This is a genomic window from Rubritalea marina DSM 17716 (genome assembly GCF_000378105.1).
Lineage (GTDB): Bacteria > Verrucomicrobiota > Verrucomicrobiia > Verrucomicrobiales > Akkermansiaceae > Rubritalea > Rubritalea marina.
The window spans coordinates 12976-28008 of the sequence record NZ_KB899252.1 but is presented as its reverse complement, the minus strand read 5'-3'; the positions used below and the strand labels follow the sequence as shown (position 1 = coordinate 28008).

Genomic DNA, 15033 nt, shown 5'->3' with positions numbered 1-15033 from the left:
CCTTCACCCTCAATTTTCATTACCCACAATTTTCTGGTTGTTAAACATATATGTATGATATGCTCACTTTCTGTCGCACACATGAAACTTGAAACTGGTGTCTCAAACCCTCATGTTCTGTGAAAACACGCTACAGATACAATAACACCATGAAACCAACACATAGATTAACTGGTCTGGCCCTTGCAATTGCCGGATTACCAATTGCCTCGACTCAAGCGGCAATTCTTTTACAAGACGACTTTAGCACTCCCAGTACACCTACAGATCAGTTTCGAGCCTATGAGGCTCGTATTGATCTAGGATGGAATGGATCTCGAACTGGCGGCAACCTTTCCGAGTGGGATATTACAGGTGGTCGTCTGGAGAATGCCTACGCTGTCGCTGGCGATTCTGTCGAGGGCGAGTCACCCGCTTGGCAGTGGTGGACCAATACAGCGACCACAAGTACCGACACTATTCTAACGGTCTCTTTTGATTATGGCACAGATGGGAGTGACTCTTTAGAAGTTCACTTTTGGGCGATTCAATCCGGGGCAACTCCGACAACTACTTTTGACTTTCTTTCAAACACCTCGAACTGGCGGAGCGGTAACAGCTCATTGAATGAGGATGTCAGCGCGGGAGGTTATGACACCTTCAACCTATTGGATGGTGACACCACTCCCGATGATGAAGACTCTATCAGTGGATCCTTGTCAGGCACAGGGACGTTTACTTGGCAGGTTGATGTGAGCACCTTGGGGATCGCAGGTGTGTCGACGGTTGGTGATATCGATGGTTTTTTCTTTGGCCTTGGCGCTGATGAAACAGGTGGTGGCACATCTTATATCGACAATCTTTCGATTACGTCTGTTCCTGAGCCATCCAGTACAGCCTTGCTCGGTCTAGGTGCTAGCGTGCTTCTACTTCGCCGTCGCCGCTAAGACTTTAGACTCGATCAGCATCTCTTAAGATTTCATCTCCAGTTGGCATGAGAAGCCAGCTGGAGATTTTTTTTAGGTGAAAATACGAAGTGAAGTTATTGTTTGTCGCTACGTGGACAACCTTCAGTGAGGGTGCAAGCTTGGATGAATACGCCAAGGCGAGTGATCTACGAACACATGTACGTATGCGTTTGGTACATATGGTGACAGGCTCAGAATGAGAAAGACCTTTTGGTACATATGGTGACAGGCTCAGAATGAGAAAGACCTTAGTCTTGGTCTTTTGAGTGTGCGGAAAGGGCATTGTGAGCAATTTACGAATAATGCTTGCTATTTCGTGGTAGCGAGCGCATAGGTCGCGTCCTATCGGGTGGATGATCCACCTTGGCCGCCATTGATTTATGTTGAATAGGTATCGATCAGACGCGGCTTTATAGCACAACCGAACTGATTATGACCGACGTAAAATTTACGGACTTGGGACTCTCCAAGCCCCTTCTTGATGCTGTACTCGACCTTGGATACGAGGCTCCATCACAGATTCAAGCCATTGCCATTCCTAAAATCCTAGAGGGTCACGACATTGTTGGACTTTCTGAAACTGGATCCGGAAAAACCGCTGCCTTTGTACTTCCAGCCTTGGAGATGATTGACACTCAGGTGTCACGCCCACAGGTGCTGATCCTTTCACCTACTCGCGAGCTTTGTGTTCAGATTAGTGAAGAAGTTGGCAAGTTGGGTACAAACCTTAATAGACTTCAATCCACACCGGTTTACGGTGGTGCACCTATTGATCGCCAGATCCGCGGACTCCGTGGTGCGCACATGGTGGTAGGAACTCCAGGCCGATTGATGGATCACCTCCGTCGTGGAACACTTCGCACCGAAGATCTTAAATTGATCATCCTCGATGAAGCCGACAGAATGCTCGACATGGGCTTCCGTGATGACATGGAAGAGATTTTGGGCCAAGTGGACACTGACTATCAGACACTCTTTTTCTCTGCGACAATGAATCGCAATGTTGAGCGTTTGATCTCTAAATTTGGTAAAGACCCACAGAAGGTGGAAGTGGCTAAGAAGGCTCTCACTGTGGATCGTATCGATCAATCGTACTACGAAGTTCGCAACCGCTCAAAGGTGGAAGTGCTTTCCCGTTTGCTCGACATGAATGCTTTCCGATTGGCTGTTGTATTTTGTAACACGAAGCGTGCAGTGGATGAGGCTACTGAAGCACTTCTTGCTCGTGGATTCACTGCGGATCGTTTGCATGGCGACATCACCCAGCAAATGCGTGAGCGCGTGATCAATCGCTTCCGTGATGGCAAAGTAGAGCTACTCATTGCTACCGACGTGGCAGCGCGTGGACTCGACATCGACGAAGTGGATCTCGTGGTGAACTACGATCTTCCGCAAGACCCAGAAGACTACGTGCACCGTATCGGCCGTACTGGCCGTGCTGGACGCACAGGTCGCGCAGCATCCTTTGTGTTCGGCCGTGATGTCTATCGCTTGCAGAATGTGGAGCGCTACATCCGTAGCAAGATTCGCCGCGAAAAAGTACCATCTCAGGAAGATGTGGAAGGCAAGCGCGCGGATGTTCTTTTCGAGAGCGTGAAGCAGAAGTTAGAAGAGCAGGAAAAAGGAGCTCCATTCCTCAACCTCGTGGATCGCTTGCTTGAGCAAGGCTACGCCGCCACTGACATAGCTGGCACGCTCTTCGCAATGATGCGTGAATCGACTGGTCGCGAAGGCGAGGAAATTCAAGAAGATCGCCCAGGCGGTGACCGTGGTGGTGATCGCCGTGATCGTCGTGATCGTGGCGAACGAGGTGGTCGCTTTGAACGTGGTGGTGATCGCGATGATCGTCGAGGTGGACGCGACCGTGGTGAACGTGGTGGCAGCTACGACCGTGAATCACGTCGTAACGAAGTGGCATCTGGGATGAAGCAAATCTTCCTTGGTATTGGTGGTAACCTCGGCGTGGCACCAGGAGAAATCGCAGGTATGATCTACAGCGAGGCGAACCTCAACAGTGGGCAGCTCGGTAAGATTCGAATCTTCCCGAAGCACACACTGGTGCAAGTGAAGGATGGTCAAGAGCGCAAGGTGATCGATGCACTCAAAGGTCAGAAGCTCCGAGGAAAGCCATTTCCATGTCGCCTCGACCGCGACCTATAGTCCAAGGGCTTAACGCCTTTTCTCAGCTTTGCTGTATGCATTGATTCGCCAAGCACCTCGACTGTTCTTCAGTAGGGTGATTCGGTGATCAATGCCCAGTAAATCATCATCGAGGATTCCGGATTCAGTAATCAAGACCTGAACGGTGCTGGGGACTTCAAGGTTGTCGTATTCACACTGCAGCTGCGTCACCTGACCTAGAATGTCAGGGGTGAGCACTGCTAATGCGATACTCGCTGGCGAATTGCCGATGCTAGGGGCAAGCTTACTTTGCCTCTCTAGCAGTTGCGCTTTATTCGTATTCGAGCTCGCTGAAGCAACTGTGTCATCTGGAATGTATGCGGTGGCTGGAGCTGGGTTGGCTAGACGAATTACCAAATCGTATTCGGAGCTGCGCCCTTGAGTAGCAGCTTCTGGGTCTAAATAGACAGTGATGCTGTGATTACCGTCTTCAAAGAGTTGGCCATGATATTCAAGCGCCTGGGTTTGCGCTGTGCTGCTCAAGAGATTCTTTGGCCCCTGTGGGCCCGGAAGGTACAGTTTGAACTCAGTGTATTGGTTATTCGGGCGCAAACTGACGCTCAGGAATTGCTGAGCCTTTGCTTCGATTGTGTAGGTTTGAAATTCCTGACCACTCAGACGACTGGTGATCGTGCTAATGGGTTGATCTGTTGGGAATTCTACGTCGATGGCTTCAGCGTTCAGTAGCTGGATACTCGCGTATAAGACGCTACATGTCATGGGGGAGATCTTCATGCCGCTAGGATCTTATCAGGTCCACACCAGCTCTCAAGCAAGTACTTGCGCCTAGATATTCGCTAAAAATTAAAAATCTAACGGAAATTGCTTTATTTCTGTTAGATGTTAGATAGTTATTTCTATTGAACCTTCTCTGAGGGATCCCCCCTGAGGTGATGGTCATTAAAATAAAACCTTAAAATTAAGACGATGAGTACAACAACAGATCCTTCAGCTTCAGCAAACAAGATTGGCCTTTATAAAGTGGATCTCACAGCGGGCAACAAAGGTATGCCAGGTGCACCTATTTTGAGCCTTTCCCTTCTTGTGAATGCAGCATCTGGAGAAGTAACTGGCCAAGGTGTCATTTCTCAAGCAGTAGAGAGCGGTGATGTTAAAGTGAGTAACATTACAGGAAAGCTGCGTTCAACAGGCTTTGGTGAGTACACCAAAGTACTTGCTCTGCAGGGCGAGGGTTTCGTTTCCTTTCCTCCTCCAGCTATTGGTTCCTACCTTGCTCCATTCGAAGCTCACTTCAGCTTGAAGAATGACTGGAGTGGCCTTGGTGCATGGGAATTGAAAGGTTCTCAGCCGGTTGAAGATGTTCCGTGTGAACTCGCAGACCACGACTAATCCAGAATTTGCTACTTATTCATAAGGAGTAAGATGTATCGATGGCGGACTCCCTGTGGAGTTCGCCATTTTTGTGTTACGTTAGAAGTGTGATGATATTGTTACCATTTCAAGGGGCCAATAAGCTCAAAGGGATCAACCTATAATCGCTGATTTGGGTGATTTCGCACTGTGCGTGGCTTATTGATCAGCCAGTGTGTGGATGGTGTTCTGGATTTCGCAGTGGACATGGTTTCCATCTGGGGATTTCAGAAGTGCCTTGATTGACATTTGCCAACAGGGCTCGATCTCTGGAATCTCGAGGGTGAGGGTGGTGCCGTCCGCGCTGAGGCTTGCATCGGTGACTGCGAGAGTTTTTTCGTTGTAGCGATCCGAGCCGTATTTTGCTGTGCGCTTGAGCTCCCAGGTTCTGACTTGGAACTGTCTCGCTACATCGTTGATTGATTTTGGGTGGAATGCTGAGCAAAATTGGATACGAACCCCGCCTTTGAAGGCGTTGATTTCGGTGGCGAGGTAGGCTGGCTTGCCGGTAGCTCGAATGCGGTAGAGGCCGCCGGGTTCTTGCATTCTGGCTGTGCCCCATGCTGCCATACCGCAGGTATAGAGGTGGCCGTCGGTAGGGTTGAATCGGCCGCGCATGATGCCGGTGGGTAGGTCCGGGATGGGGAATCTTTGGGCGCCGCCTTGCATTTGACCATCGATGGATTCGTGAGGGATGATCTCTAATCGTCCATGTCCGTAGGAGAGGTGCATGAGCTTGCCATTGAGGGCACCCCAGCTTTCGCTGTCGATCCAGAGTAGCTCGGCTGGTGAGCGATCGAAGTTTTTATCCACCCAGCAGAGTGGTTGTTCCATCATGCTATCTGAAGTGTCTTCAGGTGCCCCATAGCCCCACATGTTGCCATAGAATCGGTCGCCGGCTTGTACCCAGTTGATGCGGTTCATGGGGTTCCAGTTGCCTTCTTGATCGGTGACAAAGAAGCTACCGTCGGGGTTGCGGCAGACGCCATTGGCAGCGCGGAAGCCGTGTGCGAGGATTTCAGTTGTCGTGCCATCGGCGCTTACTTTGAGCAGGGTGCCGTGTTGGGGGACCAGAGCTTGTGCCGCGTGGCGGGCGCTTTTCGCGTAGTAGAGGTTTCCATCATCATCCACTTGTAGGCCCATGGCGAATTCGTGATAGTGTTCGGTGACTTGGTGGTCGCTGTTAAAATTCTGGTAGAAGTCGGTCTCGCCATCTTGGTTCATGTCGACTAGGCGGACGATTTGATCACGGCAGTTTACCAAGATCTCGCCATCACGGATTTTGATGCCGAGTGGTTGGAATAGGCCTGAGGCGATTCGGGTCCACTGGATGGTGTTGGCGTCCGCTTTGTTTAGCCCGTCAACACGCCAAACATCTCCATCCCAGCAACAAACGAAGGCGGAAGCGCCATCGGCGCTGAAGTCGACACCGGTGGTGCGCAGGCGGCTATTCCATGGATTGTCTTTGGGGATGGTGAGTGCATCCCACTGGAAGGCTCCGTCTTGTGTACCTTTTTCAACTTTCGTGGTGATTGGGCTTGGCCATTGAGCTGGTCCGGGTGCTGTGAATGGCTTAAGGTCGCGAGCTGTTGTGTTGGAGGCTGCTTGGGCGGACCCAATGGTGATGGCGAGCTTTAAAGGAGTGGCTGCCGCAGGGATGCTGACGACTTTATAGCCAGCTTCATCACTTAGAGTGGCTTGCTTGTCACTGCTTGTAGCTACCTGAGTGCCGGTGTCGGCAATTCGAAGTTTGAGAGCCTTGCTAGATTTTGCGATATTGAGCTGCCTCACGAGGTGGCCATTGCTATCAACTTCATGAGATTCTAAGACCTTGGCATCTCCAATGCTGTAGCTAAGTGTGACTTTTCGGCCTTGTTTGTAGGTGCCGTGGAAGCTTGCCCATGACTTTGGAAGCGGGCCGAAGTGGCGGCCGTCGGCACCGACGGTACGTAGGTCGTCAAAGGTACCAGTTTCAGGGTTCGCCCAACCTGGTCCGTCCTTGGTTTGAAATTGAGGTGTGCCGATGGTGCGTGGGGAGGCCGCATGACGGCCATTGAAATTGATGCCTTGCCAATCAATGAAGCCATTGCCAGTCCATGAACCAGCAAGGCGCATGGTGTCGTGTTCAAATGCGACCCAATGATTGCCTTTACTGACCCCTCCATCACCTGCATTGAGGCGGATGGCGATGCCCTTGTAGGCGATGTTTGATGTCTTTGGGTCTTTGGTGCCGGGTTTGAATTGGGCACGTTCCTCGGCTGTGCTGAGTTCGAAGCTTCCGTTCAGAAAGACGCCGTAGTCCATTTCCGACCATGGGCTGGAGGCGATAGGCATGGGGCCCATGTCACGGCCTTCTGGAAGTGACTTGATGTAGGCATCGTCTACGCGGGTGAATTGGCTTGGGTTCTTTTCTCTGAGGAATGCGGTGCGGATGTAATGGATGACTGCGTATTTTTCGATCGGTGTGAGTTGCATTTGCGGCACCATGCCTCGCCACCCACGAGTGATGGTATTGTACATGGCATGTGGGTCGGCGCCGTTTTGGAATTCACCTTCCCAAAATTTGAGGGCGTTGGGGATGGAGCCCTCTTCGGTGGGGCTGCCATGGCAGTTGTGGCACACTTGTTGGTAGATCTTGGCTCCCTGATGGATGACTGGAGCTCCTTTGTGGCGTATCAAGCGTGCGTGATCGATTTTTGCTTCGTATTCAGGGAGAGCTTCTAGGGGGAGAATGAATGGCCCTTGGTTCTGCTCTTGAGTTGAGGCAGTGGGACTAGAGATCAGTGCGATCGCCCCGGCGATGAGCAGGGAAAAGGTAGAGGTTTTGGTGCATTTATCCATGGCAACAGTATCCATATACTACAGCGACAGAGGCCAAAGTGTTGCAGCTAGATATTACTTTCTCGATCAAACATTTTGCAGGACCACGTTTGCGCGAGCTTTGTGTGAAACTTTGCTTGATGAAGGAGCCTCCATCTCGAGATCGGGGGGGTAGTTGGCTAGCTGGGGGGATTGAGGTTGAAGACGCGATGATAGATTAAGAATGTCGATAAATTCACAGAATATTTTGAAAAATGACAGGTTTCTTGTTCTTCTTTAAGATTCTGTGGTTCAGCTAGTTGGGTGTGAGTTTGTGAATTTTATTAGATCTTTATCCCTTATATAGGGGATAGACGGGGTTCGTGTGACTAAGTATAGAAGGAGCAGTATCTGACGCAGTCCTCGTGTCTGCGTTTGGTATAACTCGAATTTGTAGTGTAGGTGGCAACCGGGTGGTGCCACTTTAGAGTGTGCTCCAAGTGACTTTGTTGCTTGGAGCATTTCTGTTTATAGCAAGGCACAAAAAAGCTCAGGGTGTGAGGCCCTGAGCTCTGTGGTATGAAGTGGTGGTGCTTATTCAGCGGTATTAGGCCGCATTGTCGTTGCTGCGCTTCTTCTTGAGCATTGGCGGTTTTTCACCTTCAACCACAGGACGGTTGATGGTGACGCTTTCGATGTCAGTTCTGCTTGGCACATCATACATGACATCGAGCATGAGGTTCTCGACAATCGAGCGCAGTGCTCTGGCCCCAGTGCCGCGGCGTACGGCTTCTTCAGCAAGTGCTGTGAGTCCGTCTTTGGTGATCTTGAGTTTCACGTCGTTCATCCCAAGCAGCTTCTGGTATTGTTTGACCATCGCATTTTTGGGTTCGGTGAGGATACGTACCAATTCTTCCTCATTGAGCTTGCGGAGTGAGGAGAAGACTGGAAGACGCCCGATGAATTCTGGGATCAAGCCGAAGTGCAGGAGGTCCTCAGGCTGCACTTTGGTGAGAAGTTCGCGGTCTTCGGTCTGCAAGCTATCTTCTTGTGAAACTTGGAAGCCCAGACTGCGCTTGCCGAGGCGGTCGCGCACGAGGTCTTCCATGCCGACAAAGGCACCACCAACGATGAAGAGAATTTTCTCGGTATTCACTTGGATATACTCTTGTTGTGGGTGCTTGCGGCCTCCCTGTGGTGGTACGTTGCAGACCGTGCCTTCTAGAATCTTGAGTAATGCCTGCTGCACTCCTTCACCGGAAACGTCACGGGTGATGGAGACGTTCTCTGTCTTGCGGCCGATTTTGTCGATTTCATCGACGTAGATGATACCGCGTTCTGCACGTTCGATATCGCCATCGGCAGCTTGGAGTAGTCGAAGAATGATGTTTTCCACGTCTTCCCCGACATAACCAGCTTCGGTGAGCGTGGTGGCGTCTACAATGGAGAATGGGACATCGAGCACGCGAGCGAGTGTGCGAGCGAGGAGGGTCTTGCCGGAACCGGTTGGACCCAGCATGAGGATGTTTGACTTCTCGATCTCGACACCATCGAGCTCGGGGTCGTGGCTGTGATTACTCTGGCGGAGTCTTTGGTAGTGGTTGTAGACCGCTACGGAGAGGGTTTTCTTGGCGTGTTCTTGGCCAATGATGTATTCATCCAATCGTGCACAAATTTCTGCAGGAGTGAGGAGTGAATCATCGGATTGCAGATCGGTGCCCAGCGTGCCATCGGTACTGCTGAGCTCACCGAGCTCTTTGATTTCTTTTTGGAGGATACTGGAGCAGACATCGATGCATTCATTGCAAATGTAGACCCCCGGGCCTGCGATGAGTTTCTTTACCTCGGAGTGGCTTTTGCCACAAAAAGAACAAAGGGTGAGATTTTTAGAACGTGCCATAAAAGTTGGATGGTTTGGGTGGGGCGGTGATGCGGGGTGATGGGGAGAGGCGGGATCTAGATACAAGTGAGCGGGTGTGGCATAGCATCATGCTAGCGTCACACCCGCTCGAAATGGTTGGGTGCTTGCTACTTAGAGTCAGCTGCCTGAGGATTTATTTCGAGGACTTTGTCCACGAGTCCGTAGGCGACTGCTTCTTCAGCAGACATGTAGTTGTCACGGTCGGCGTCTTTTTCAACCTGCTTGGCAGTTTTGCCAGTGTGCTTGGCAAGGATGTTGTTGAGGCGTCCTTTGAGACTATACATGAATTCAACCGTGCGCTCAACGTCGGAAGCCGTGCCTTGTGCACCACCAGAGACCTGGTGGATCATGACATGCGAGTTCGGCAAGCAGAAGCGCTTGCCTTTGGTGCCGGCGGTGAGCAATACAGATCCCATGGAGGCGCAAATGCCGATGCAGTAGGTGTTCACATCACAAGTGAGGAACTGCATGGTGTCGTACATCGCGAGGCCCGCGGTGACTGAGCCACCGGGGGAGTTGATGTAGACGTGGATGTCTTTCTTCGGGTCTTGCATCTGCAAGAAGAGCAATTGCGCGATGACAGCGTTGGCTACGTTGTCATCGATGGCAGTGCCGATGAAGATGATGCGGTCTTTAAGCAGGCGGGAGTATATATCGTAACCGCGCTCGCCACGGCCATCTTGTTCGATGACGGTAGGGATCGGGTAGTAATTGGCCTGCGGAGCCATGGGATTTGAGTTGTCGGTATTAAGCATCTGCGTTTTCTTCGGTAACATTTTCAGTTGTACCACTAACCTTTGCGTTCTCTACCAAAAAGTCAATAGTCTTACCGATAAGTACCGAATTTCTCACATTCTGGATGGCGTTCGCCTTCTGAAGTTCTTTGATGTACTTCTTAGGAGCTTTGTTCTCCTGCTGAGCCATCTGGTAAATGCGTTGAAGTACGTCTTGGTCTTCCGCTTTAATTTCTTCTTTGAAAGCGATTTCCTGGAGGAGGAAGTTTGTCTTGAGGTTGGTCTTGGCTTGCTGAGCCGCGGACTCTTCAAGTTCTTCCTTTTGTGACTCAAGGACATCAGGAGTCATGCCTTGCTGCATCGCGCGTTGTGCCATGCTCTGGATGTTGCCCTGAGTTTCAGCAGCAACGAGTTCTTCAGGAAGGTCGAAGTCAACCGCTTGGTTGAGTTGTTCGACGATCTGGTTTACCTTGGCGTCTTCAGCAGCGCGCTGCTTCTCTTGTTGGAGTTGCTCACGGATGACTTCCTTGAGTTCTTCGATGCCTTTTTCTGGTAGAAGCTTGCCTGCGAACTCGTCGTCGAGCTCTGGAAGTTCCTGGAGTTTGATTTCCTTTACTGTGACAGCGAAGCTCACGTCTTTGCCGCGGACTTCGGAAAGTGGGAAGTCTTCACCGATTGTGACGGTGACTTCTTTTTCGTCGCCAACCTTGAGGTCTTTGAGTTGTGGGCCGAAGTTTGGAAGGAATGAATCTTCTTCAATCTTTACCCAGTGGCCTTCACGGCCGTCGAGGAATCCAGCTGGCTTGCCGATCGCTTCAGCGACTGGCTTGCCGTCGATGCTTGCGGTGAAGTCAACGACTGCGAAGTCTTCGTCTTCGAGGCCGCGGTCTTCCACGTCCTTGAAGTCAGCAAAGCGTTGCTGCAACTCAGTGAGTGAGTTGTCGACGTCCTCGTCAGTGACCTCGGAAGAAGGAACTTCGATTTCGAGTCCCATGTATTCAGGGAGTTCGAACTCTGGAGCTAGGATTGCTGAAGTGTTGAAAGTGAATGTGCCGTCATCATTGAGTTCAGCTGCTTCAGGAGCATTGATGTTGAGGACTTTGAGCTCTTCTTGCTTGATTGCTTCTTGGCAACCTTCTTGTACAAGACGGTTCGTGAGCTCTTCTTTGATTTCGTTTTCAAAGCGCTTTTCGATCACCTTCACAGGAGCTTTACCTTTACGGAAGCCTGGGATGTTGGCTTGACCTACGTATGACTTAACGATGTTTTGGCGCTCAGAAGCTACCTTGTCGGCTGGAACTTCTACGTTGAGGGTAGCTGCGCAGCTTGATTTTTCTACTGTGATATTCATGACAGAATGGATGAAATAGTTGGCTGGTGTCGGTGCAATATTATGCGCACCAGCGCGGGGTGGGGGAAGGTAGGCAAGAAATTTCAGAAGGTCAAAGCCGAAAAAATTGGATTTTTCTTATTTTGAGTTCCTTATGAGGTGGATGTCATCGAATTATTTGCTGTGGGTGCACGATTGGCCTTGTAGAATCGGTAGATCCCTTTGAGTTTCGGGTTGTTATTTCATGAGTATTGAGTGGTCATTTAATGAATTGATGGCATCTGAAGCCCACTGGGCCTTGGTGGGTGGCAATGGCTCTGGGAAGTCGGTGTTTGCCAAGCGGCTGAAAGAGGAGCACGAGGATCTCAATGTGCAGATTGTCTCATTCGAGGAAGAGCAGGCCTTGCTGGAACGTGAGATTTATGAGGATGATAGCGAGTGGATCGATCAGATGGATCCTGGGCGTACCATGCGCGAGCTGATCGAAGAGCATTTAGCCGAGGGAGTGGCAGTGGAGGAGTTCATTGAGTCGCTGGGTTTGCAGGATTGCATTGATACTGGGTTTCGTTTGCTTTCCACGGGCGAGCGTCGGCGTTTGATGCTGGCGCGTGCGCTGGGTCAGAAGCCAGATGTCTTGATTTTGGATGAGCCCTATGATGGCGTGGATCGCGGATCCATTCGGCAGCTTCAAGAGTGCATCGATCGCGCAGCCGAGCAGACACCTACCTTGTTGATCACTCATCGGCTTTCACAGATTTCTGAACGCATCACCCACGTTCTGTGTATTGAAGCTTGGAAGCTTGTATTCATGGGTAGAAAAAGCGAAGCGCTTAGCGACCCTGCGGTGGAGCAATTGTTTGCGGGGGGGGCAACTTCTGCCGCGCTGCCCAAGGCCTTGCCGATGGAGCACCCATACCAAGCTGAGGAGGGCAAGGCGATGGTCGACCTGCGTGCGGTGACGGTGGGTTACCATCAGAAGCCGATTCTCAAGCATCTTGATTGGGAGATCTTCCCGGGCGAGCAGTGGCGCGTTTCGGGCCCTAATGGTTGTGGGAAGTCCACCTTGGTTAGCGTTATTTCTGGTGATCACCCGCAATGTTATTCGAATGAATTGTATTTGTTTGGTCGCCGCCGAGGCACGGGGGAGTCGATCTGGGAGGTTAAGCATCACATTGGAATCATGTCGACAGCGCTCCACCAGCAGTACCGGGTGACGGTGACCGCTGAAACCGTGGTTCTCTCTGGTTTCTTTGATACGATTGGGGTCTATCGCCCAGTGAGTGCCGAGCAGCGAGAAATCACACAACAATGGTTGGAGTTTTTGAAGCTCGACCATCTGCGGATGAAAAATTTCCACCAGCTTTCGTTTGGGCAGCAACGGATGCTTTTGATTGCGCGTGCGTTGATCAAGCGGCCGCAGTTGCTCATTTTAGACGAGCCGTGTCAGGGGCTCGATCCTGTGAACCGTGCGATTGTGATTCAATTGATGCGTACCATCGTCCAACGCGGTATCGCTCAGGTGATCTATATCTCTCATGAGGACGAGGATCAGGTCGATTTTCTGACACACGAACTTCGTTTTGAGGTGCGGAATGGTGAACGATCTGAAGGTGATCCAGCGTATGTGGTGAACAAAGGAAATTACCCAAGCTCAGCGCTTTGAATCTGGATAATTTGCTTGCTTTTACTCACTCAATAACAAACCTGTATTACAAATGAATCTCAATCTGAACGACAAAGTGGTGATCGTGACTGGCGGTTCCAAGGGAATTGGAGCTGGCTGCGTGGAAGCCTTTGCAGCGGAAGGGGCGATCCCGGTCATTGTTGGGCGCTCGCCAGCTGTTGGTGAAGAGCTGATCAAGCAATGTGGGAGAGGCGCGGTGATTGAGGCCGAACTTTCCTCTGAGGAAGCGTGCAAGCAAGCGATCGAGCAGACATTGGCGCAGTTTGGTCGCATTGATGGAATCGTACACAATGCGGGCGTGAACGATGGGGTGTCACTTGGTCATAGTCCTAGCGACTTCATGGGCTCGCTGCAGAAGAACATCTTTCATGTGTTTGCGCTGACGCATTACGCCTTGGAGGCGTTGAAGGCATCGAAGGGTTTCATTATTAATGTTTCATCGAAGGTGGCAGATACGGGGCAGGGTGATACATCTGGCTACGCAGCATCAAAGGGTGCAATGAATGCCTTGACTCGTGAGTGGGCGCTATCTCTTGCCAAGGACGGCATTCGTGTGAACACCGTCGTTCCAGCCGAGGTCATGACGCCGCTATACCAAAACTGGCTCAATACCTTGGAGGATCCAGAGGGCACACTGCAGCAGATCGAGGCGCGCGTGCCATTTGGTCAGCGCATGACGAGTGCGAGTGAAATTGCCAACATGGTGGTCTTTTTAGCATCTGAGCGATCCAGCCACACCACCGGACAAATCATGTATCCGGATGGTGGTTACGTGCACTTCGATCGGTCCTACGGGGCGGTCGAGAAGGAATAGTGCTGCAGATGGTTCAACGTATTTTTAATCACACGACACAACAATTCACTCATGAATGATTATTTTGATTCTCGCTTTCCATCCGTGGAGGCGTTGCGCGCGCAGGCAAAGAAGCGTATGCCTGGGTTCGCATTTGATTACCTAGATGGTGGTTGCTTCTCTGAAGTAAACCTAGACCGCAACACGCGCGAGGTGCGTGAGGTGCAGCTTAAGCCTTATTACCTCAGAGATTACAACGGGGCGAGTCAGGAGACCGAGCTCTTTGGCGAAACTTACGATTCGCCATTCGGCATGGCACCAGTGGGGTTGCAGGGGCTGATGTGGCCACATTGCTGTGAGATTCTTGCGCAGGCATGTAAAGATCACAACCTGCCATTCGTGCTCTCAACGGTGGGAACGGCAAGCATTGAGAAAATCTCTGAAATTACTGAAGGTAAATTCTGGTTCCAGCTATACCATCCAGCTGAACCAGAACTCCGCGATAAGTTACTTGATCGCGCATGGGCTGCGGGCTGCCGCACTCTCGTGATCTTGGCGGATACGCCAACCTTTGCCTACCGCCCAAAGGAGATTAAGAATGGTCTCTCGATCCCACCGCGCATGACCTTGCGAAACGTCTACCAGATGTGCACGCATCCTACTTGGTCATTCAGTCAGCTTGCGGCGGGGGCTCCTGAGTTTCAGACGATGAAACCGTACATTCCGAAGGGATTGAACATGAAGCACCTCGGGCTTTTCATGAATAAGACGTTCTCAGGTCGCCTCAATGAGGCAAGGATTCAACCGATCCGTGACCGCTGGAAAGGCAATATTGTGATCAAAGGGATCGTGAACCCTGAGGACGCTGAAGCTGCGATTGCGCAGGGTCTCGATGGACTCTGGGTATCCAACCATGGTGGCCGCCAGCTCGACTCAGGCCAGTCTACAATCAAGCCGTTGCACGATCTTTCAAAGGAATTCAAAGGCAAGATTAAGCTGATGATGGATTCCGGTCTGCGCTCTGGTCCGGATGTCGCTAATGCCTTGGCCTCAGGTGCTGACTTCACATTCCTTGGGCGCACGCCAATGTATGGCGTGGGAGCACTTGGTAAGAAAGGTGGTCACCACACCTTCACCATGCTCAAGCGTCAGTTGCAGCAGGTCATGGAGCAGGTAGCATGCGAGAAGGTGTCTGATTTCCCTCAGCACTTGATCGAGCAGTAAATCAAGCGCTAGCCAAATTTTATTAGCCCAAGCTTCCTCGGAGGCTTCG

11 protein-coding genes are annotated in these 15033 nt (G+C 51.2%); 6 read left to right on the top strand and 5 right to left on the bottom strand.

Annotated elements, in window-relative coordinates:
* Positions 1–149 precede the first annotated feature (149 nt).
* Both F454_RS0105870 and F454_RS0105865 read left to right on the top strand, forming a co-directional pair.
* Positions 150–926 (top strand): PEP-CTERM sorting domain-containing protein, encoded by a 777-nt coding sequence (locus tag F454_RS0105870; protein ID WP_018969704.1) that lies wholly within the window; start codon positions 150–152, stop codon positions 924–926.
* Between the two features lie 453 nt (positions 927–1379).
* On the top strand, positions 1380–3107 hold the full coding sequence (locus F454_RS0105865; RefSeq protein WP_018969703.1) for a DEAD/DEAH box helicase: 1728 nt from the start codon (positions 1380–1382) through the stop codon (positions 3105–3107).
* 9 nt (positions 3108–3116) lie between these two features.
* Here F454_RS0105865 and F454_RS0105860 read toward each other — a convergent pair whose 3' ends face one another.
* Positions 3117–3863 (bottom strand): hypothetical protein, encoded by a 747-nt coding sequence (locus tag F454_RS0105860; protein ID WP_018969702.1) that lies wholly within the window; start codon positions 3861–3863, stop codon positions 3117–3119.
* Positions 3864–4055: 192 nt separating this feature from the next.
* On the opposite strand from F454_RS0105860, the gene F454_RS0105855 reads away from it, so the two are divergent.
* Positions 4056–4478: a DUF1842 domain-containing protein gene (locus F454_RS0105855; RefSeq protein WP_018969701.1), complete on the top strand. Its 423-nt coding sequence runs from the start codon at positions 4056–4058 to the stop codon at positions 4476–4478.
* Positions 4479–4658: 180 nt separating this feature from the next.
* Here the strand turns inward: F454_RS0105855 and F454_RS14350 are convergent, their stop codons facing one another.
* From F454_RS14350 to tig, 4 genes are all read right to left on the bottom strand, one after another.
* The gene (locus tag F454_RS14350) at positions 4659–7340 is read right to left on the bottom strand and encodes a DUF6797 domain-containing protein (protein ID WP_169334331.1); all 2682 of its coding nucleotides are present in this window, start codon (positions 7338–7340) and stop codon (positions 4659–4661) included.
* Between the two features lie 565 nt (positions 7341–7905).
* Positions 7906–9198 carry an ATP-dependent Clp protease ATP-binding subunit ClpX gene (clpX, locus tag F454_RS0105845; protein WP_018969699.1) on the bottom strand — a complete coding sequence of 431 codons (1293 nt, stop codon included), beginning with the start codon at positions 9196–9198 and terminating at the stop codon, positions 7906–7908.
* A gap of 128 nt (positions 9199–9326) precedes the next feature.
* Positions 9327–9947: an ATP-dependent Clp protease proteolytic subunit gene (locus tag F454_RS0105840; protein WP_026292738.1), complete on the bottom strand. Its 621-nt coding sequence runs from the start codon at positions 9945–9947 to the stop codon at positions 9327–9329.
* Between the two features lie 19 nt (positions 9948–9966).
* Positions 9967–11304: a trigger factor gene (gene tig, locus F454_RS0105835; protein WP_018969697.1), complete on the bottom strand. Its 1338-nt coding sequence runs from the start codon at positions 11302–11304 to the stop codon at positions 9967–9969.
* A 253-nt stretch (positions 11305–11557) separates the two neighbouring features.
* On the opposite strand from tig, the gene F454_RS14345 reads away from it, so the two are divergent.
* The 3 genes from F454_RS14345 to F454_RS0105815 are packed head-to-tail and all read left to right on the top strand — an operon-like array spanning position 11558 to position 14984.
* Complete coding sequence (locus tag F454_RS14345; RefSeq protein WP_205618995.1) at positions 11558–12946, top strand: ATP-binding cassette domain-containing protein; 1389 nt, start codon at positions 11558–11560, stop codon at positions 12944–12946.
* Positions 12947–12998: 52 nt separating this feature from the next.
* The gene (locus F454_RS0105820; protein ID WP_018969694.1) at positions 12999–13781 is read left to right on the top strand and encodes an L-fucose dehydrogenase; all 783 of its coding nucleotides are present in this window, start codon (positions 12999–13001) and stop codon (positions 13779–13781) included.
* A gap of 51 nt (positions 13782–13832) precedes the next feature.
* The gene (locus tag F454_RS0105815) at positions 13833–14984 is read left to right on the top strand and encodes an alpha-hydroxy acid oxidase (RefSeq protein WP_018969693.1); all 1152 of its coding nucleotides are present in this window, start codon (positions 13833–13835) and stop codon (positions 14982–14984) included.
* Positions 14985–15033 lie beyond the last annotated feature (49 nt).

Excerpts from the sequence above, each read along its gene's own strand:
- F454_RS0105870 (WP_018969704.1), top strand. The coding sequence starts at position 150 with ATGAAACCAACACATAGATTAACTGGTCTGGCCCTTGCAATTGCCGGA.
- F454_RS0105865 (WP_018969703.1), top strand. The coding sequence starts at position 1,380 with ATGACCGACGTAAAATTTACGGACTTGGGACTCTCCAAGCCCCTTCTT.
- F454_RS0105860 (WP_018969702.1), bottom strand. The coding sequence starts at position 3,863 with ATGAAGATCTCCCCCATGACATGTAGCGTCTTATACGCGAGTATCCAG.
- F454_RS0105855 (WP_018969701.1), top strand. The coding sequence starts at position 4,056 with ATGAGTACAACAACAGATCCTTCAGCTTCAGCAAACAAGATTGGCCTT.
- F454_RS14350 (WP_169334331.1), bottom strand. The coding sequence starts at position 7,340 with ATGGATAAATGCACCAAAACCTCTACCTTTTCCCTGCTCATCGCCGGG.
- clpX (WP_018969699.1), bottom strand. The coding sequence starts at position 9,198 with ATGGCACGTTCTAAAAATCTCACCCTTTGTTCTTTTTGTGGCAAAAGC.
- F454_RS0105840 (WP_026292738.1), bottom strand. The coding sequence starts at position 9,947 with ATGGCTCCGCAGGCCAATTACTACCCGATCCCTACCGTCATCGAACAA.
- tig (WP_018969697.1), bottom strand. The coding sequence starts at position 11,304 with ATGAATATCACAGTAGAAAAATCAAGCTGCGCAGCTACCCTCAACGTA.
- F454_RS14345 (WP_205618995.1), top strand. The coding sequence starts at position 11,558 with ATGGCATCTGAAGCCCACTGGGCCTTGGTGGGTGGCAATGGCTCTGGG.
- F454_RS0105820 (WP_018969694.1), top strand. The coding sequence starts at position 12,999 with ATGAATCTCAATCTGAACGACAAAGTGGTGATCGTGACTGGCGGTTCC.
- F454_RS0105815 (WP_018969693.1), top strand. The coding sequence starts at position 13,833 with ATGAATGATTATTTTGATTCTCGCTTTCCATCCGTGGAGGCGTTGCGC.